Annotated in this window: 18 protein-coding genes; 4 read left to right on the top strand and 14 right to left on the bottom strand. The window is 65.9% G+C overall.

All coding sequences use genetic code 11. From position 1 onward, the window contains the following. Positions 1–118 precede the first annotated feature (118 nt). Both gshA and JYK05_RS13355 read left to right on the top strand, forming a co-directional pair. Positions 119–1738 (top strand): glutamate--cysteine ligase, encoded by a 1620-nt coding sequence (gshA, locus tag JYK05_RS13360; protein ID WP_206467281.1) that lies wholly within the window; start codon positions 119–121, stop codon positions 1736–1738. Positions 1739–1879: 141 nt separating this feature from the next. Then, positions 1880–2380, top strand: a complete 501-nt coding sequence (locus JYK05_RS13355) for a hypothetical protein (protein WP_206467280.1) — start codon at positions 1880–1882, stop codon at positions 2378–2380. Positions 2381–2390: 10 nt separating this feature from the next. On the opposite strand, the gene JYK05_RS13350 is transcribed toward JYK05_RS13355, so the two are convergent. Both JYK05_RS13350 and JYK05_RS13345 read right to left on the bottom strand, forming a co-directional pair. Then, a complete protein-coding gene (locus tag JYK05_RS13350) occupies positions 2391–3950 on the bottom strand; it encodes a DHA2 family efflux MFS transporter permease subunit (protein WP_305869029.1) in 1560 nt (519 codons plus the stop codon). Between the two features lie 99 nt (positions 3951–4049). Then, complete coding sequence (locus JYK05_RS13345) at positions 4050–4547, bottom strand: MarR family winged helix-turn-helix transcriptional regulator (protein WP_206467279.1); 498 nt, start codon at positions 4545–4547, stop codon at positions 4050–4052. A 183-nt stretch (positions 4548–4730) separates the two neighbouring features. Between JYK05_RS13345 and JYK05_RS13340 the strand changes: the two genes are divergently transcribed. Both JYK05_RS13340 and JYK05_RS13335 read left to right on the top strand, forming a co-directional pair. Next, complete coding sequence (locus JYK05_RS13340; RefSeq protein WP_175938742.1) at positions 4731–5018, top strand: hypothetical protein; 288 nt, start codon at positions 4731–4733, stop codon at positions 5016–5018. A gap of 196 nt (positions 5019–5214) precedes the next feature. Then, entirely contained in the window at positions 5215–6783 is a 1569-nt protein-coding gene (locus tag JYK05_RS13335) for an efflux transporter outer membrane subunit (protein ID WP_206467278.1), read from the top strand. A 9-nt stretch (positions 6784–6792) separates the two neighbouring features. Here JYK05_RS13335 and JYK05_RS13330 read toward each other — a convergent pair whose 3' ends face one another. The 12 genes from JYK05_RS13330 to gspD all read right to left on the bottom strand — a co-directional run bounded on the left by JYK05_RS13330 (position 6793) and on the right by gspD (position 18260). Next, complete coding sequence (locus tag JYK05_RS13330; protein ID WP_206467277.1) at positions 6793–7575, bottom strand: type II secretion system protein N; 783 nt, start codon at positions 7573–7575, stop codon at positions 6793–6795. Further along, the gene (gene gspM, locus JYK05_RS13325) at positions 7572–8075 is read right to left on the bottom strand and encodes a type II secretion system protein GspM (protein ID WP_175938736.1); all 504 of its coding nucleotides are present in this window, start codon (positions 8073–8075) and stop codon (positions 7572–7574) included. Before gspM ends, JYK05_RS13330 begins: the two co-directional genes overlap by 4 nt. Continuing rightward, a complete protein-coding gene (gspL, locus tag JYK05_RS13320; RefSeq protein ID WP_206467276.1) occupies positions 8072–9427 on the bottom strand; it encodes a type II secretion system protein GspL in 1356 nt (451 codons plus the stop codon). The genes gspM and gspL overlap by 4 nt, the downstream gene beginning before the upstream one ends. Positions 9428–9458: 31 nt before the next feature. Next, positions 9459–10571: a type II secretion system minor pseudopilin GspK gene (gene gspK, locus JYK05_RS13315; protein WP_175938732.1), complete on the bottom strand. Its 1113-nt coding sequence runs from the start codon at positions 10569–10571 to the stop codon at positions 9459–9461. Further along, on the bottom strand, positions 10568–11251 hold the full coding sequence (locus JYK05_RS13310; protein WP_206467275.1) for a type II secretion system protein J: 684 nt from the start codon (positions 11249–11251) through the stop codon (positions 10568–10570). Before JYK05_RS13310 ends, gspK begins: the two co-directional genes overlap by 4 nt. Further along, positions 11229–11615, bottom strand: a complete 387-nt coding sequence (gene gspI, locus JYK05_RS13305; protein WP_206467274.1) for a type II secretion system minor pseudopilin GspI — start codon at positions 11613–11615, stop codon at positions 11229–11231. Before gspI ends, JYK05_RS13310 begins: the two co-directional genes overlap by 23 nt. Then, complete coding sequence (locus JYK05_RS13300) at positions 11615–12097, bottom strand: GspH/FimT family pseudopilin (protein ID WP_256443317.1); 483 nt, start codon at positions 12095–12097, stop codon at positions 11615–11617. Before JYK05_RS13300 ends, gspI begins: the two co-directional genes overlap by 1 nt. Before the next feature lie 12 nt (positions 12098–12109). Next, a complete protein-coding gene (gspG, locus tag JYK05_RS13295; protein WP_250473385.1) occupies positions 12110–12574 on the bottom strand; it encodes a type II secretion system major pseudopilin GspG in 465 nt (154 codons plus the stop codon). 119 nt (positions 12575–12693) lie between these two features. After that, the gene (locus JYK05_RS13290; protein ID WP_206467272.1) at positions 12694–13107 is read right to left on the bottom strand and encodes a general secretion pathway protein GspC; all 414 of its coding nucleotides are present in this window, start codon (positions 13105–13107) and stop codon (positions 12694–12696) included. After that, a complete protein-coding gene (gene gspF, locus JYK05_RS13285) occupies positions 13107–14324 on the bottom strand; it encodes a type II secretion system inner membrane protein GspF (protein WP_175938722.1) in 1218 nt (405 codons plus the stop codon). Before gspF ends, JYK05_RS13290 begins: the two co-directional genes overlap by 1 nt. A gap of 4 nt (positions 14325–14328) precedes the next feature. Continuing rightward, the gene (gene gspE / locus JYK05_RS13280) at positions 14329–15819 is read right to left on the bottom strand and encodes a type II secretion system ATPase GspE (protein WP_175940558.1); all 1491 of its coding nucleotides are present in this window, start codon (positions 15817–15819) and stop codon (positions 14329–14331) included. 5 nt (positions 15820–15824) lie between these two features. Continuing rightward, positions 15825–18260, bottom strand: a complete 2436-nt coding sequence (gene gspD / locus JYK05_RS13275) for a type II secretion system secretin GspD (protein ID WP_241269810.1) — start codon at positions 18258–18260, stop codon at positions 15825–15827. Positions 18261–18725: the final 465 nt, after the last annotated feature.

Raw genomic sequence — 18725 nt, 5'->3', positions numbered from 1 at the left:
CGCGCTGCGAACCGCGCCAATCGGCGCCCCAAGCACGGGCAACACCGAGATGTTAAAGTGCCCGCTACCCGAAAATTTGACCGAGCGCGTTCCCATGCGCTCTTCGCAGAACGCTTCAATGGCAAACACGAATCCCGCTCACTCCGCAGCCGGCGCGTATCGGCGCAGGCTCGCCGCGCTCGCGTCGGGCTCGCATGCCGACGCCCTGCGCCAAGGCTTGCGCGGCATCGAAAAAGAAAGCCTGCGCGTGACGCCCGAAGGCAAGCTCGCGATGACGCCGCATCCGCGGTCGTTCGGCTCGGCGCTCACGCATCCGCTCATCACGACGGACTACTCGGAAGCGCTCGTCGAACTCATCACGCCCGCCGAGCCGGACGCCGCGCGCGCGCTCGCGCGCCTCGACGCGATCCATCGCTTTGCGTACGCGCATCTCGGCGACGAGTTGCTGTGGAACCACTCGATGCCGAACGCGTTGCCGCCCGAGAACGAGATCCCGCTCGGTTATTACGGCACGTCGAACATCGGCAAGCTGAAGCACGTCTATCGCCGCGGACTCGCGCTGCGTTACAGCCGCACGATGCAATGCATCGCCGGCATTCACTACAACTATTCGCTCGACGAGAACGTGTGGCGCGCGTGGCAGGCGCTCGATCCGGCGAGCACGGTGCCGTTGCAGGACTTCCGCTCGGAGCGTTACTTCGCGCTGATCCGCAATTTCCGCCGCACGAGCTGGCTCTTGATGTATCTGTTCGGCGCGTCGCCCGCGCTGGATAAGCGCTTTGTCGAAGGCAAGCCGCATCAACTCGAAGCCTTCGACAGCGACACCTTCTATCTGCCGCATGCGACCAGCCTGCGGATGAGCGATCTCGGCTACACGAACAATCCGGCGCAGGCCGATCTGCTGCCGAGCTACGACCGGCTGGACGCTTACCTCGACGTGCTCGCGAAAGCCGTGAGCCAGCCGTACGCGCCGTACGAAGCCATCGGCACGCAGCGCAACGGCGAGTGGGTGCAGATCAACACGAACGTGCTGCAGATCGAGAACGAGTTCTACTCGACCATTCGCCCGAAGCGCGTCACGCACTCCGGCGAGCGTCCGCTGCACGCACTGGCCGAGCGCGGCGTGCAGTACATCGAAGTGCGCTGTCTGGATATCGATCCGTTCGCGCCGACGGGCATCGCACTAGAGACGGCGCGTTTTCTCGACGCGTATCTTCTCTACTGCGCACTCGAAGACAGCCCGCTGTTGCCGCGCGAGGCGAGCATCGAAGCGAACGACAACTTCAGCGCCATCACGAAGGAAGGACGCAAGCCGGGCCTCACGCTGCGTCGCGACGGCGCGGAAGTGTCCATGCAGCATTGGGCGAACGAATTGTTCGATGCGATCGAGCCGGTCGCCGGCACGCTCGACGCGCTTTCCGGCAGCGACGACCACATGCGCGCGCTCACGGCGCTGCGCCCGCGCATCGCGGATGCTTCGTTGACGCCGTCGGCGCGCGTGCTCCAGACGATGCGCGACAAGCAGCAGTCCTTCGACGAGTTCGCTTTCGATATCAGCCGCGAGCACGCGGAATACTTCCGCCGTCGCCCGCTGCCGCCTGACGAAGAGCGCAAGATGGAAGCGCTCGCGGCGCAGTCGCTGGCCGAGCAAGCCGCCATCGAACGCGAGCAGACCGAGCCGTTCGACGCGTTCATCGCCGCGTACGGGAATTACAAGCCCGACAGCGTCGGTGTCTGAGCGCACATAACGAGCACTTTTTTCTTGCCGCGCCGTGGCGCATGCGGCAAAAACGACGCGTTTTGCAACAGAGGGAAACGCGCCGAACACCGTACGCGCGTGCGGGCCAAAATCGGCTTTTTATCGACTATCGGGAATGCGATGAACTACCGACTCATCAGCGCAGCCGCGTCGCTGGCCTTGATGGCCGGATGCGCGGCCGAAACGCAGGTTAGCAGCCAGACGATCGAACAGGCCACCCAGCCGCTCACCTGCATGAGCAAGCTCGAATGCGACGCCTGGTGGGCGCGCGCGCAGGTCTGGGTGACGAATCACTCCGAGTACAAGTTGCAGGCCATCACCGATTCGGTGATTCAGACGGCCGGTCCGTCGAGCGGCAAGCGCGCGCTCGCGTATCAGGTCACGAAGACGCCGAGCAACGAAGGCACCGCGACCATCGGCTTCGCGGCGCACTGCGACAGCCCGCTCGGATGCGATCCGAATCCGTGGCAGGCGGGCGCGGACTTCAAGCAGTTCGTGCGCAACGGCACGTCGCGGCCCGTGAACGCGACGCCGCAAGCCGTTCAACAGCCGCAGCAGATGCAGTCGGTGCCGCTGAACCTCGACAGCCAGCCGGCGCAATCCGTCACGCCGATTCAGTGACGCCCGCGCGTCAATGCCCCATCGACGCCGACGCGCCCTTGCGCGGACGCGTCAGCCAGACCATCGCGGCGAGCACCAGAAACGCATAGAACGAGATGCGGAAGAAGTCGTTGGTCGACATCATGTACGCCTGCGCGGCCACGACGCGATCCAGTTGCGCGGTGAGCGCCTGCCCCGACAGGCCGACGCCCGACAGCAAATCGGAATAGGCGGTGGTCGTCTGCGCGTACGGCGTGACCGATTCGGTGAGCACGGCGTGATGCCGGATCATGTCGTTCTCCCAGAACGTAGTGCTCACCGCCGTGCCGATCGCGCCCGACAGCGTGCGCAGGAAATTCGATAGCCCCGCCGCGCCCGCCAGCCTTTCGTCCGAGACGCTGGAGAGCGTAATCGTCGTCATCGGCACGAAGAAGCACGCCACGCCGATGCCCTGAATCAGCCGCGGATACACGATGTCGTGGAACGGCGTGTCGAGCGTGAACGTCGAGTTCCAGTACGACACGAACGCGAACACGATAAACGCGAAGCTCGCCACGACGCGCAGGTTCATGCGATGCATGTTCTGGCCGATCATCGGTGAAAGCACGAGCGCGAGGATGCCGACCGGCGCGGTCGCGAGTCCCGCGAGCCACGGCGTGTAGCCGAGCACGGTTTGCAGCCACAGCGGCAGCACGACGACCGATCCGAAGAACGCCAGAAAGCCGAGCGACGTGATGAGCACGCCCATCGCGAAATTGCGGTCGCGAAAGAGCGACAAGTCGATGACCGGCTCCTTCTCCGTGATCTCCCACACGAACATGAACGCGAGCGAGATGGCCGCGATAATCGCAAGCGCCACGATGAAGTTCGAGTTGAACCAGTCGCGGTCCTTGCCGAGGTCGAGCATCATTTGCAGACTCGCGACGCCGATCACGAGCAGCGCAAGCCCGACGCCGTCGATGCGCTGATTCGTCGTCTTCGTCTCATGGCCGCGCAGCAGGAAGTACGCGATGGCCGCCGAGAACACGCCGATCGGCACGTTGATATAGAAAATCCACGGCCACGTGTAGTTATCCGTGATGTAGCCGCCCATCACCGGGCCGAAGATCGGCGCGACGATCACCGTCATCGCCCAGAGACCGAGCGCGAGCCCGCGCTTTTCCGGCGGATAACTGCGCATGAGGATGGTTTGCGAGAGCGGGACCATCGGGCCGGAGACGAGACCTTGCAGCAGCCGGAACGCGATCAGCGACTCGAAGTTCTGCGCAAAGCCGCACAGCGCCGAGGCGATCGAGAACAGCAGCACGGAAATGGTGAAAAGCTTCACCTCGCCGACGCGCCGCGCGAGCCATCCGGTCAGCGGCACCGCGATCGCCGACGCAACCGAATACGACGAAATGACCCAGGTGCCTTCGCTCGTCGCGACGCCGAGACTGCCGGAAATGGTCGGCACGGCGACGTTGGCGATCGACGTATCGAGCACTTCCATGAACGTGCCGAGCGCGAGGCCCATCGTCAGTAACGCGAGGATGCCGCCGGTCAATGGAGCCGGGGCGGCGGAATCGGGCGCGGTCGTGGCGGTCGTTGACATTGTTCTTGTGCTCCAGCGCGTGGATTATGCGTGTCGCGGCATTCTCTGCCCAGACAGTGATTAGGGCAACTCGTGCCGGCTAAAAGTCGATGAATTGCTCTAGTCGGCGTCGGGGTCGTCGAGCCCGCAGCCGGCGCTTTCGTCCGTCGGCGAATTGCCGATGATGCGCGCCAGCATCGCGATTAGCAGGTCCAGTTCCGCGCGGCTGAAACCGTGCAATTGCTGGTTGAGCACCGCCGCGCCGATGGCCGGCAGCCGCGCGGCAGCGTCTTGGCCGCGCTCCGTCAACGTGAGTTCGACGATGCGCCGGTCCGCGTCGCTGCGCGTGCGACTGACGAAGCCTTTCTTCTCGAGCCTGTCGAGCATGCGCGTCATCGACCCGCTGTCATAGGACATCTCCCGCGACAGTTCGAGCGGCGTGCGCGCCCGCCCCGACGCCAGCGAAAGAATGACGCCGATCTGCTGCGACGTGAGATCGAGCGCCTTCAGCGCCTCATCCGTGCGCGCGACCAACACATTGCGCGCCTTCGCGAGGTGATAGCCGAGGCTCGTTTCGAGTCGGATCGTGGCGGGATCGTAGAGCGGTTCGCTATCCATGCGGGTTGACGTCGGCGCGGCGTGCCGCGAAACAACAGTTCGAGAAAAGCAATCGCCAGTATCTTGAAAAGTAGTTGCATAGTCAATATTATTCTATGCAACGAGTTATGCGCTTCATGCGCCGCCCGAGACTATGTTTTGATCCCAGCTGCGTCGTTCGAACGACGCCTGAAGAGACCGCAAATGACCCGCTTCGCAGAGACCGCCCGCACCGCCCGCCGACGCATCGGCCAAGTCAGCAGCACGATCGCCAGTGCTTCCCGTCACTTCGTCCCGCCGAAGTTGAATTCGTGGAAGCTCGCGCTTTATCTGATCGTGTTCCTGCTGCCGGGCGGCTCGCTGGCGGTGCTTGGAATGGGCTGGTTCGAGAATCGGCATCGGCGCAAGGGCGCAGCTTCCGAGAAAGCGGGCGGTGCGTCGTCGCGCACGCTGATCGGCGGGCCGTGCGCGGGCGGCTCGACCGGCCGTTGAATCGCGTTCATCGTCACGAGTAACGCGCCGTAACCTATATCTTCCCGCACGTAACACCCGCCTTACGGCTAAGCCGTTACCCTAACGTCTGCCCGACGCCCGCTGCGAACCACGCTGCGGGCGTTCCGTTACTATCTCGGCTGACCGCGTTCGCCGCACCGGACGAACCGCCGCCAACCGAATTTTCGACAAGCAGATGCCGTATCGCCCCGCCGTTTCCGCTTCCATCGCGTCCCGCCATTCCGCCGCTCGCCGCACCGTGCGCAAACTGAGCGCCATCTCGATTGCCGCCGCCTGCGCGATGTCCATCGCAGGTTGCGCCGTCGGCCCGGATTATCAGCGTCCTACCACGCCGATGCCCGCCGCCTTCAAGGAAGCGCCCGAAGGCTGGAAAGTCGCGCAGCCCGCCGACCGCGCAGACCGCGGCGACTGGTGGAGCGTCTACGACGACGCGCAGCTGAACGATCTCGAAACGCGTCTGAACCAGTCGAACCAGACGATCGCGCAGTACGCGGCGGCGTATCGGCAGGCACGCGCGCTGGTCGGCGAAGCGCGCGCGGCGTATTTCCCGACCATCGGGGCGTCCGCGTCGGCGTCGCGTTCGGGCAGCCGCCTGACGACCGGGACAGCCACAAGCCGCAGCACGGTCGGCAACGACTTTAGCCTCGCGCTCGATGCCTCGTGGGAGCCGGACTTGTGGGGCAGCATCGGCCGGACGGTGACGGCGCAGAAGGCGGGGCAGCAGGGCGCGGCGGCGGACCTCGCCAACGCGCGCCTCTCCGCTCAGGCGACGCTCGCGCAGACGTACTTTCAGTTGCGCGCGCTCGACGCGCAGCAAAAGCTGCTCGACGAGACCGTCGCCGCGTATCAGCAGTCGCTCAGGCTCACGCAGAACCAGTACGCGCAAGGCATCGTCGCGCGCTCGGACGTGATTCAGGCGCAGACGCAGTTGCAGTCCGCGCAGGCCGCCGCCATCGACAACGGCGTAGCGCGCGCGCAATACGAGCATGCCATCGCGGTGCTCGTCGGAGAGCCGGCGTCGACGTTTTCGCTCCCCGCGATGCCGCTCGACGCCACGCCGCCGACCATTCCCACGGCGATGCCGTCTGCGCTGCTGGAGCGGCGTCCGGATATCGCGTCCGCCGAGCGGAAGGCGGCCGCGGCGAACGAACAAATCGGCATCGAGATGGCGGCGTATTTCCCGACGCTCACGCTCTCAGCGCAGGGCGGGTTCGAAAGCACGGTGTTGTCGCAATTGCTGCGCGCGCCGTCGCGTTTCTGGACGCTCGGGCCGGATATCGCCGCGACGATTTTCGATGGCGGCTTGCGCGCGGCGCGCACGGAAGCGGCCCGCGCCGCCTACGATCAGAATGTCGCGACGTATCGGCAAACGGTGCTGACCGCGTTCCAGGACGTCGAAGACAATCTCGCGTCTCTGCGAATCCTCGAGAAGGAAATCGTCGTGCAGCAGCAGGCGGTTCAGTCCGCGCAGCAGGCGCTCGCCATCATCAACAATCAGTACAAGGCGGGAACGGTCGCGTTCATCAGCGTGCTGACCGCGCAGACCACGGCGTTCACGGCCGAGCAGAAGCTCGCGAGCATCGCGGGCCAACGCATGGTGGCGTCGGTGGGGCTGGTGAAGGCCCTGGGCGGCGGCTGGGACGTCGCGCAGATGAACCGCGAGACGGGCGGCGTGGAAGCGCCGGCGCCGGCTTCCGCGCCCGAGGCGATGTCCGCGACGCAGAAGGACTCAGCCGGCGGCTGATTTCGCGCTCTAATAATGGTTGAACGTCAGCGCGACGGTATCCGGATCGGTGTGTCGGCCGAGCAGATTCAGGAGTCCCGCGAGATTTTCGCGCTGCGCCGGTTCAGCCTTCGCGGTGCCTTCGAAGGTCGTCGCGTCTTGCGAGATCACGCCGCTGCCGGTCAACAGCAAAGGGCCCCGGGTTGTCGAAAGATCGATGCTCGCCGTCGCCCCTTGCGCCTGCAACGCGACCCGATACGACCCGAGCGGCTTGACCCGCGACACGCGCGAAGCCATGTCGTCGAGCGTCACCACGAACTGTCCGTAAGCATTCCTGCCGAGCAGCCGGAATTCGGTCCACGAGAGTCGCACTGTCCCCTCGAAATTCAGCGTATTGAACGGCGCGCCAAGACCGGCGAGCAGCGTCGCCGGAACCGCGATTCCGCCCGCCGAAAGCGTCGCGCCACGCGTCGTGGCATCGACGAACACGGGGTCCGGCATCGCCTCGGTCTGGCGCATGGTCATATGCACGCGGCCGGTGAAAAGCGGCCAGAACGCCGTCGTCCATTCGATGCGCCCCGGCAGCAGCGTCGCGCCGGAGCCGTCGCTGCTCGCCGCGAGCATCAGCGTCGCCGAGCCGCGCCAGAGCGAACCCGAAGGATCGGCGAGATTGACGTGGCCGCCCGTCGCCTTCGCGAACTGCGGCGTGATCCACGCGGCGGGCATCATCACGAGCAGCGTTCCCGCCACCGAGAGCACCATCACGATGAGTCCCGGCAGCGCGAGCCTGAGTCGGCGAGTCCAGTAGCTCATTTGACGCTGGCCGGTTGCAGCGATGCCGTCAGGTCCACCTGGCCGTCCGGCTTCAGCGCCTGAATATGCGCTTCCGACACCTGCACCTTGAACTGCTTGCGCGCGTCGTCGAGCCACATCGTCCAGTTCGGAAACGACGCGTTTTTCAACTGAATCTGCACCGCCGCGCCGATGACCTGCACCTGCGTCGGCTGCATGTTGTTGTCCGCGAGCGACTTTGCGAGCGCATCGCGCAGCGCGCCGCCCGTCGGCGTCACGCCCTCGGCGCTGCCCGCGAGCGAGCGCGCTTCGTTAGCCTGCGCGGTCATCGTGGCGAGCTGGCGCTGCATCGTCGGCAAGGTGTCGCGCAGGCGGGCGCGGCCTTCGTACGCGGGCGCCCACAGCACGAGATAAACCAGCGCGATGCCGAGCAGCAGGCCGCCCCACATCAACAGCGTCTTTTCGCGCGGCGTGCGCGCCTCCCAGAACTCGGAGAGCGTTCGTCCGATTTCCGCTTTCATTGGCCGCTCCTGATGGTCCATTTGCCGGTGTTCGTGTCGATGGCGCCGTTCAGCCCGTTGGCCGCGAGGCGCTTGCCGAGGTCAGGATCGACCTTGGTGTCCGGCTTGAACGTCACTTCCAGATGACGGTCCCGATAATCCAGCCCGGCGATGCCGTTCACCGGCACCGGACCGAGCGAGCGCGCGAGGCCGTCGGCGAGCGACAGAAAGTCTGACGGCGACAGCTCGCCCGACGCGACGCGCAGCCGGTCGAGATTGCGCGCCATCTGATCGGGCGCGTCGAGCACGGTCGTGGTCTTCGGGAACGCGTTAAGCAGCAGCTCGGTCATCTGCGCGTTGATGGCGTCGCGCTGGCGCGAGAGCTGAATCCACTGCACGTTGATGCCGACGATCGACACGATGACGGACGCCGCCACGAGCGCGATCGGTACGCGCAGGCGGCGCATGGTCGCGCGGTCGAGCCGCCACGGCTGCGCGGCGAATTCGAACTGGCACAGGTCGAAGCGGCTCGCGAGCGCGTTGCGGGCAAGCGCCTCGAACGCGAGCGGCTGCGCGCCCGCGACGGCCGCGTGTTTGCCCGACGCCGCGAGACGCGGCTCGTCGCCGGGAATATCGGCGAGCGAATACAGCGTAAACGGATGCCCGCCCGCGAGCGCGTCGAGCGTCGGCGCAATCGAATCGATGGGCAGCGCGAGCCCTTCGCCGAGCGCCGCGCGTTCGCCGCGCGCGATGGCGATTTCCACGCGCGGCGCGCCGCCGGTCGCGGGCGCCGCCGCTTGCACGTCGCCGATCAGCGCGGGCGCGGTCGAAATCACGTTGCCGAGCAATCCCGCGATGAAGGGCGTCGGCGGCGCTTCCGCTTCGGCGGCGTCCTCTGCGTCTTCCGGCGTCTCGATGACAGGCGCAGCGGCCGGAACGGGCAGGCAGCGCATGGCCGGAACCGCCTTCAGATTGCGATGCCCGGTGCTCATGAACGCATCGCAGACAAAGCGGAACCAGCCGCGATCGATCACCGCGACCACGCGCCGTCCGTCCGCGAGCGCGACCGGATCGACGGCGATGTGGCACGTCTGCGGGTCCTGGATCAACTGGTCTTCGACAACGTTCGGCAGCGCCTGACGCAGCCTCGGACCTTTGAGCGGCGGAACGGTAGCGGCGAGCAGCAGCGTGTCGCGCGCCGCGACGATCAGCACGGTCGCGTTGGCGCGCGGCAGAACGCCGACAGCGGCACGGCCGGCGCGTTGTGTCTCGCCGCGCTTGTCCAGCAGCAGAAACGGCAGGTCGGGCAGTTGCCACTCCTGCGAGCGCACGGCGGGATCGCGCGGCGGTAATAGAACGATCAGTGTGCTCAAAGGCCACTTCCTCTTGTCAGTAACAGCGTCATCAGAGCGCGTCGCGCGTATAGACGATGCGCGTGGTGTGCGTGGTCGCATCGCGGTACACGAGCGTCGTGCGCTCCAGTTGCGCGCGCTCATGTTCGACGCGGCCGTGAATCACAAAATAGCGCGTGGTCACGTCGAGCTGGTTCGGGTCGATCGACGTGGAACGGACGCCCGCGCCGGTCAGCGCGAGCTGCACGTTGCCGATATCGTGGAAAAACACCGTCTCGCGCCGAGCGACGAACGCCTGCGCCTGCGAAAGGCTCATGCCCGGCACCACGGCGGCGACCACCGTGGCCGGCGCGGTATTCATGTTCACGGGGGTCGTCGTCGGCAGGACAGTCACGAACGGCCGCAGCTTCGCGACCGCTTCGGCCGAAAAGCCCGGCACGTCGAGCAGCGAATCCACGCTGATCATCTGCAGCGGCGCGACCGGCGCGTCGCTGTCGGCATCCTTGAGGCCGGGATCGTCGGTGAAATTGCCGCCGCCCGTGCCGCCGCCTTGCGCCATCGCCGCCATGGCCTCCGCGGGCGAGCTCGCCGCTGTCGCGCCGTTGCCCGTCTGCGTCTGGAAGCGCGTCGCGGAGCGCGAGAGTCCCGCGCGCATCTGCAAGGCGACCGTCTTCGCAAGCGATCCGTTGATGCCGAGCATCGTCAGAAGCCGCTGAAACGCCTGAATCTGCTCGACGTTGATGGTCAGCACGCCGGGCGCCGGCGTCGCGACGAGGTTGCGCAAGTTGAACTTCGCCTGCGCGTCCTCGATGGAGCCGGACAGAAACGTCTGCGCGCCTTCCTGCGAGCGCACTTCGCCGATCTGCCCGAGAAAGTCGGAGAGCTTCGTCTTCGCGATCGGCACGCCCCACACGCCGCCGAGATACGTGACGGTCGGCGATGTATCGGCTTCGGAACGCAGAATGAGCCGCGTCCAGTCGAGCGCGCTGCGAGAAATCCACTGCGCCTGCGCAAGCAACCGCTGATTTTCGATGCGCCGCACCTGCACCTGCTGCCGCCACAACATGCCCGACACGAGAATCGACGAGAGCGCGACCACCAGCAACGCGCTGATGATTGCGACGCCGCGCTGTCTTTTGCTCAGGCCCGAGGCACGCATCGTCATTCTCCGACCAGGAACACGCGCGTGATCGGCACGCGCAGATTCGTCGCGCCGACCGCCACCTGAATGCCCGACACGGCACGCGCGAGCGGCGCGTTACCGAGTTGCGGCACCTTCAGATTGTTGTCGTTCTCGTTGATCTGCGAAAGCACGTCGGCCATGCGCGTCGTCCAGCCCTTCTGCGGAATGTAGACGCGCGTCGCGAGCGACCGGACGCCGCCGAGCAACGGAACCGCGCTCCAGCCATCGGCGGTATCGCTCGACGACAACGCGCGCCGCACTTCGCCCACGTTTTCGAGCGGCGGCGACGCGAATCGCACGATGCGCCCGTCCGTCAGCCGATAGCGCACCACCTGCAGGCGCGGCGCGGTGGCGGGCGCGAACACGCCGCGCACGATCTGCAGCGTGCCGTTGCCGAGCGAGACCGCGGGCTGGCCGGCTTCGTCGTCGGTCGCGGCCTGGCGCGCGTCGATGCGCATCTGGTCGAACAACTGGGCGACCACGCGCTCGTCTTCCATCGCGTTCGTGATGGTCGCGCGGCCGCGAATGATCTGGTCCAGCCCGCGCCACGACAACACCGCGATGACCGCGAGAATGGCGATGGCGATGAGCATTTCGAGCAGCGTGAACCCGCGCTGCCGGCGCGCCGCGCGCCGGGGGTCAGAGCGAACGGTTCGTTTCATTCGCCACCACCGTGACCATCTGCGCGAGATAACCGGCGCGCCCGGGCGTCGCGACGAACATTTCGACGCGACGGAAAATAGGATTCGGCGTCGCCGAGACGCGCTGCGTGCAGACGAGCTTCAGATTGCCCTGCGAGCAGTCGAAGGTGCGCGAGCCGATGTCCGGAAACACATGCGCGAGCCGCAGTTGCGCGAGTTCGTTGTCCGCGCTCCAGCCTGCGAGCAGACGCCGATGCAGGTCCGCTTCGCTCGTCGCCATCGATCCGACCGCGCGCAGCGACGCCGCGAGCGCCACCGCGAGGATCGCCAGCGCGACGAGCACTTCGATCATCGTGAAGCCGCGTTGTACAGATGGTGACCGCATCACCGCACCTGGAAGCGGCCGTTGCCGCTGCCGATGATCGTGGCGCGGCCCACCGCCGAAACGAGCGTGATTTCCATGGGCGTGTCGATGGCTTCAGTGCCGAAGACGAGCCGGCTCACGGACTTGTCGGAGTCGAGAAACTGGATGCTCACGCTCGTCACGCCGCCTTCCCAGCGGCGCGCGCGCAAGAGGTCGTCGCGCAGCGGGCGCCAGCCGTCTTCGGTGCGGATGTCGAAGCGGAATCCGCCTTCCACCGGCTGAAACGCGATAGGCCGGGCGCGCACTTGCGCTTCGTCGCCCGCCGATTCGAACAGCAGCGCGAGCCGTTGCGCCTCTTCATTCAAGTCGGTGCGCGGATTGCGCGTGAGCTGCAACGACGCGAGCGACACAAGCAAGCCCGCGATGACCAGCACGACGAGCATTTCCAGCAGCGTGAAACCCGCATTCCGATGCGCCGCCCTGTGCCTGCCGTGCCTGTTCACTTCACGTTCCTTTTACTGCCACGAGCCGACGTCGGCATCGTTGCCCTCGCCGCCCGCCTTGTTGTCCGCGCCGTAGCTGAACACGTCGATTTCGCCGTGCACGCCCGGATTCAGATATTGATACTGGCCGCCCCACGGATCAGCCGGCAGGCGTTCCAGATAGCCGCCGTCCTTCCAGTTGTTCGGCACGGGTTCCGTCGTCGGCTTTTCGACGAGCGCGCGCAGGCCCTGCTCCTGCGTCGGATAACGGCCGTTGTCCAGCCGGTACAGCTTCATGGCCTGCATGATGGTGCCGATGTCCTGCTTCGCGGCCACGCGACGCGCTTCGTCGGGGCGGCTCATGATCTTCGGCACGATCAGCGCGGCGAGAATGCCGAGAATCGCGATCACGACCATGATCTCGATGAGCGTAAAACCCCGTTGACGGCGCGCCTTGGCCTGGGTGATTTCCATGCGGCGTTGCGTCCACATTTGCATGACTGCTACCTCGTGTTGATTCAGGGCTTGCGCCCGCTTGATTTAAGAAACATGCGGCTCCGTTCGACCGAAGCCGCCGAGCATTCTATCGACCGGCCTTCATCGCGCCGTGACCGTGCTCAACGGACGTAGATCGTCGGTCCGGGCGGCACGGGCGGCAGGAAGATTTCCGACTTCACGCCGTTGCGCTCGACGATGATCGAACGCGCCTTCACCTGCGAGAGCTTCACGCCCTGCGCGAGCGGCCCGCCGAGCGACACCGCGCGCGGCGGCTCGCCGCCGTAGCTCACGATGGCCGCCGCGCCGCCTTGCAGCGCGAGAATGCCGAACAGATGCACGTCCGAATTCGCTTGCCGCTCCAGTTGCCCGCCGAAAATCGTCGCGGCCTGTTCGACCGACGGCGTGCGCGTCGCGGCGGCGGCGGGCAGCGGCGCGGTCTGGCGAGAAGTCAGCGTGACGACCCAATAGGTCACCGTCACGCAAAAGAGCGCGAGCGCGGCGAGCGTGAGCAGGCGGGTTTGCAGGGCGTTCATTACTGCACCAGATTATTCAGTTCGATGATCGGCAGCATCACCGCGAGCACGATCACCAGCACGACGCCGCCCATCGCGAGAATCAGCAGCGGTTCGAGCAGGCTCGTGAGGAACATCGTGCGGCGTTCGAGTTCGCGCGCTTCGCCTTCGGACGCGCGGTCGAGCATCGTGGTAACGTCGCCGGTGGCTTCGCCCGAGCGGATCAAGTGCACGAGCACGGGCGGGAACGTTTTCGTATTGGCGAGCGCGCGCGAGAGCGCCGAGCCTTCGCGCACGCGCACGATGGCGTCGTCGACGTTCTGGCGCATCGCGGTATTGCTCAACGTTTCGCCCGCCGCTTGCAGCGCGCGCAGGATCGGCACGCCGGCCGCCGTGAGGATCGCGAGCGTGCTGGCAAAGCGCACGGTGTTATAGCCGCGCACCAGCTTGCCGACGAGTGGCGCCGTCAAGAGCCAGCGGTCGAACGCCAGGCGCGGTCCGGGCCGCGACAGAATGCGCCGCACGAGCCACGCGACCAGCACCACGCCGATCAGCACCGCCCACCAGTAACTGCGCACGAACGCGGACAGCGCCATCATCATGACGGTGAGGAACGGCAGCGCCTGCTTCGTGCTGGCGAACACGTTCACGACCTGCGGCACCACGTAACTCAACAGGAAGGTGACGATGCCGAACGCGATGATCGTCACGATGCCCGGATACGTGAACGCGAGCACGATCTTCTGCTTCAACGCGTTGCGCTGCTCGATGTAGTCCGCGAGACGCGAGAGCACGAGCCCGAGCTTGCCGGTATGCTCGCCCGCCGCGACGAGCGCGCGATAAATCTCGGGGAAATCCTTCGGATGCTGCGCGAGCGCGTTCGCGAACGAATGGCCGCCGAGCACTTCGGCGCGGATCGCGGCCATCAGTTCGCGAATGTAATCGCGCTCGGACTGCTCGGTCAGCACGGACAACGTTTCGCCGAGCGGCAGGCCGGCGATCAACAGACTTGCGAGCTGGCGCGTGAGAATGGCCTGTTCGCGCTGCGACAGCCGTCGCCCGAGCGAGAGCCGCTGCTGCCGTTCGCCGCGCGTGCGCGTGCCCGCCGCCTCGACGACGAGCGGCGTTAGTCCTTGCGTGCGCAGATGGCTGCGCGCGGCGCGGGCGCTGTCGGCGTCGAGCACGCCGGTCTGCGTCTTGCCCGCCTGGTCGATGGCTTCGAAACGGAACGCCGGCATACGCTTATTCTCCGCCTGTCACGCGCAGCACTTCTTCGAGCGATGTCACGCCCGCGTTCAGCCAGCGGTTCGCGTCCTCGCGCAACGTGCGCATGCCGTTCGCGCGGCCCGCCGCGAGAATCTCGGCATCGGCGGCGTTGCGATGGATCAGCGGGCGAATGGCGTCGTCGATCAGCAGCAGTTCGTACACGCCGCGCCGGCCCACGTAGCCCGACTGGCCGCATCGGTCGCAACCGACGGGATGCCAGTGCTTCACGCCGTCTTCTTCTTCGCGCGCTTCCTTGCATACCGGACACAACTGGCGCACGAGACGCTGCGCGAGCACGCCGAGCAGCGACGACGCGAGCAGATACGGCTCCACGCCCATGTCCGTGAGACGCGTGACGGCCGAGGCGGCGTCGTTCGTGTGCAGCGTCGCGAGCACGAGGTGACCGGTCAGCGACGCCTGGACCGCGATCTGCGCCGTTTCCAGGTCGCGGATTTCGCCGATCATGATGATGTCCGGGTCCTGACGCAGAATCGAGCGCAGCGCCCGCGCGAACGTCATGCCGATGCGCTCGTTCACCTGCGTCTGGCCGATGCCCGACAGATCGTATTCGATCGGGTCTTCCACCGTCATGATGTTGGTGGTCGTGGTTTCGAGCCGCGACATCGACGCGTAGAGCGTGGTCGTCTTACCGGAGCCGGTCGGCCCGGTCACGAGCACGATGCCGTGCGGCCGGCCGATCAGCTTGTCGAACTGGACGAGCGTGTCGCGCGCCATGCCGAGCGTTTCGAGATTCAGCCGTTGCGCGTCCTTTTCGAGCAGACGCAGCACGGCGCGCTCGCCGTGGCCGGTCGGCAGCGTGGACACGCGCACGTCCACCGGGCGGCCGCCGACGCGCAGCGTGATGCGGCCATCCTGCGGCAAACGTTTCTCAGCGATATCGAGCTGCGCCATGATCTTGATGCGCGAGATCAGCGCGCCGTGCAGCGCCTTCTTCGGGCGCACGACGTCGCGCAGCGTGCCGTCGACGCGAAAGCGCACCACCGACGCGTTTTCGAACGGCTCGATGTGAATATCCGACGCCTGCTCGCGCGCCGCCTGCGTCAGAAGCGCGTTGATCATGCGGATGATCGGCGCGTCGTCTTCGGATTCCAGCAGGTCTTCCACTTCGGGAATGTCCTGCATCAGGCGCGACAGATCGACTTCGCCTTCCACTTCACCGACCACTTGCGCCGCGCTGCCGTCGTTGCGGGCGTACGCCGAGTTGATCGCGGCGGCGAGTTCGTCGCCAGACTTGCGGACAATCGTGAGCGCGCCGAAATTGCGCGCGACTTCCGCGAGCGCCGCGTCGTTCGTGCGCTCGCTGATCCACACTTCGATGCCGTCGGCGTGCTGCTGGGCAACCAGAATCTGGCCGGTACGCGCGAAGCCGTAGGGCACGAGCCGCGCTGCGAGCGGCGACGCGGCCGTTGCTTCCGTGGCGGTCGTGGTTTCGGCTTCGGCGTTCAGCGTGTTCACGGCTGTCCTCCCGTCTGATTGCCGCCGAGCGGCGCGGCGCTCGGCGCGTTGTTCGGCACCGCGTAGCCCGTCGCGGCGTTGCCGGGCATGGCGTTCGTCGCCGCGTTGCCGGGCATCGCGTTGGTCGCGCCGTTCGCGGGCGCCGGGTAAGTGCTCTGCGGCGCGCTCTGATACGGCTGCGGCGCGGGACCCGCGTTCGGATCCTGCGGCAGCGTCGAGCTGGGCACGCCGCGCGTCAGGTTGTTCCAGTCGAGCAGATTCTGGGCCGGAGCGCCACCGCCTTCGCTCGGACCGAGCGGCTTCGGCGGCATCATCGGCACGTTCTGGTCCTTGATCAGGCGGTTGTCCGTCGTCGAACCGTACTGCTGATTGCGCAGATATTCATAGCGCGTATTGGCGATCTGCGAGGCCGTCGCCTGATCCCGAACGATCACCGGGCGCAGGAACACCATGAGGTTCGTCTTCGTGCGCGTCTTGCTTTCGCTGCGGAACAGGCTGCCGATGAACGGGATGTCGCCAAGCAGCGGAATCTTGCTGTTGTTGTTGTTGTACTGATCCTGCATCAAACCGCCCAGCACGACGATCTCGCCGTCGTCGGCGAGAATGGTCGATTGCACCGAGCGCGTGTTGATGGTCACGCCGCCCGGATCGGTCTTGGTCGTCGCGTCGACGCTCGAATCTTCCTGATAGATCTGGAGCTTGAGCACGCCGCCGTCGGTGATCTGCGGCTTGACGTGCAGCGTCACGCCCACGTCGCGGCGGTCGAACGTGTTGAACGCGGTCACGGACGTGGCGGCGTTCGCGGTCGGCGTGGCGTACGAGCCCGTCACCACCGGCACGTTCTGACCGACGACGATCTTCGCTTCCTCGTTGTCGAGCGTGATCAGGTTCGGCGTGGACAGAATGTTCGCATCCGCCGAGGTGGAAAGCGCCTGAAGCAGGCCGCCGAGCCCGAACAGATTGCCGAAGCGGTGCAACAGACCGATGTTCAGGCCGTTGGCGAGCAGGCCCGTGGTCGACGTGACCGCCGACGGATTCTGCGCGATCGCATTGCCCTGCAGGGTCAGGTCGAAGATGTTCGTGTTGCCCGAGCCGAAGCTCGAGCTGCCGTAGAGCGCGTTGTTGCCGCCGTTCGAGAGCAGCAAGCCCTGCCACTGTATGCCGAGATTCGCGCCGGTCGTGGCCGAGAGTTCGACGATCAACGCTTCGATATAAACCTGCGAGCGGCGCGCGTCGAGCTGATCGATCACCGCGCGCAAGTTGCGATAGACCGGATCGGCTGCCGTGATGATGAGCGAATTCGTCGCCGAATCCGCCTGGATCATGCCGCCGCCGCCTGTGTCGTTGCCGGTGTCGTTGTCCTTGTTCGACGAAAAGCCCGCGTCGCGCGTGCCGCCGGTGCCGGAAATCGGGTTGTTGCCCGTGCCGGAACCGCTGCTGCCGAGGCCGCCGGGCAGTGGCGGAACGCCAGACGTGCCCGTCGAGGTCGACGAGTTGCCGAGCCCGCTCTGCCCGAAGGAATTCGACGAGTTGGAGCCGGAGTTGTTGGACGAGTTGTCCGAGTTGCCGCTGCCCTTGCCCAGCATGGCGCGCAGCGTCTTCGCGAGCCGCGTCGCGTCGGCGTTGCGCAGCGGCACGACGTGCATGTTGCCCGGTTGCGAGGTGGGCGCATCCAGCTTCCTCGCCAGTTCCTTGGCCGCCGCGAGCCGCGCGCTGCTGGAGGCGCGGAACATCAGGGAATTGGTGCGCGCGTCGGGCGTGACGGTGACTTTCAGCGTCGCGTCCGTGCTGCCGATGGTGCCGGGATCGAGCAGCTTGTTCATCTGGTCCGCGACATCGATTGCGTTCGCGTTCTTCAGCTGCACGATGTCGACTTCACGGCCCGCCGCTGTGTCGATGCCCGCGATGATGCCCGCGATGCGCCGCACGTTGTCCGCGTAGTCCGTGACGACGAGCGTGTTGTTCGCCGGATAAGCGGCGATGGTGTTGTTCGGCGAGATGAGCGGCCGCAGCACCGGCAGAATGTTGTTCGCCGACTCGTTGTGCAGCACGAACACCTGCGTGACGACCTGATCGCCGCGCGCCGGCGGCGCATTGCCGACGTAGGTCGGCACGCCTTGCAGCTTGGCGTCGGCTTCGGGCACGACCTTCAGAACGCCGTGATCCTGCACGAGCGAGAAGCCCTGCATGCGCAGCGACGCCTGCAGCGTCTTCAGCGCCTGCTCCTCCGGCACCGGATTTTCGGAGACGAGGTTGAGCTGTCCCTTGACGCGGGGATCGACGATGATGGTTTTGCCGGTGGCCGCGCCGATCGCCTTCGCGACCTGGTCGATATCGGCATTGACGAAATTCAACGTCACTTGCGCGTGCGCGGCTTGCGCGACGATAAGTCCCGCCGCCAGCAGTGCCGTCGCGATGCGACGCAGTGCCATAGGTTGTCTTCTCATGGATGTGATGTCTGAGCCGGGATACAAAGAACCGGCTAAGGCAGCACCGTTCGTCAATCCGAGGGCGCTGCCAACCGTGGTGCGAACGTGTCCGCCCGACCTCGATTATTTATAAAAATGTGACGATAGCAGCTTTGTGTAACGAAAAAGTGCAACTTCGTTCGCCGCCGTTTCGCCCGGCGGCTGCATGCCAAGTGTTCCAGCGTGCTCAAGCTTCCAGAGCGCCTGCCGATAACCCATCGGAGGGCTTTTGTCTGACAAGCGGCGCACGCGGGACACGAATTGTAACCCGATTAGATTACTTTATTATTCATACGTTTAAGAAACCGCCGATAGGCAGCCGATGATTCCCGTTGGTCCAATCCGCCCTCGGTTGGGCCTATGTCGGCTAGCCAACTTATGGTCGCAGACGTCAGCCGGTATCATACGGGCGGTTCCGTTCCCCAGGCG

Origin of the sequence: Caballeronia sp. M1242 (genome assembly GCF_017220215.1) — a bacterium.
Taxonomy (GTDB): domain Bacteria; phylum Pseudomonadota; class Gammaproteobacteria; order Burkholderiales; family Burkholderiaceae; genus Caballeronia.
Note: the sequence above shows the minus strand (reverse complement) of the source record. Positions and strands in the feature narration are given on the sequence as shown.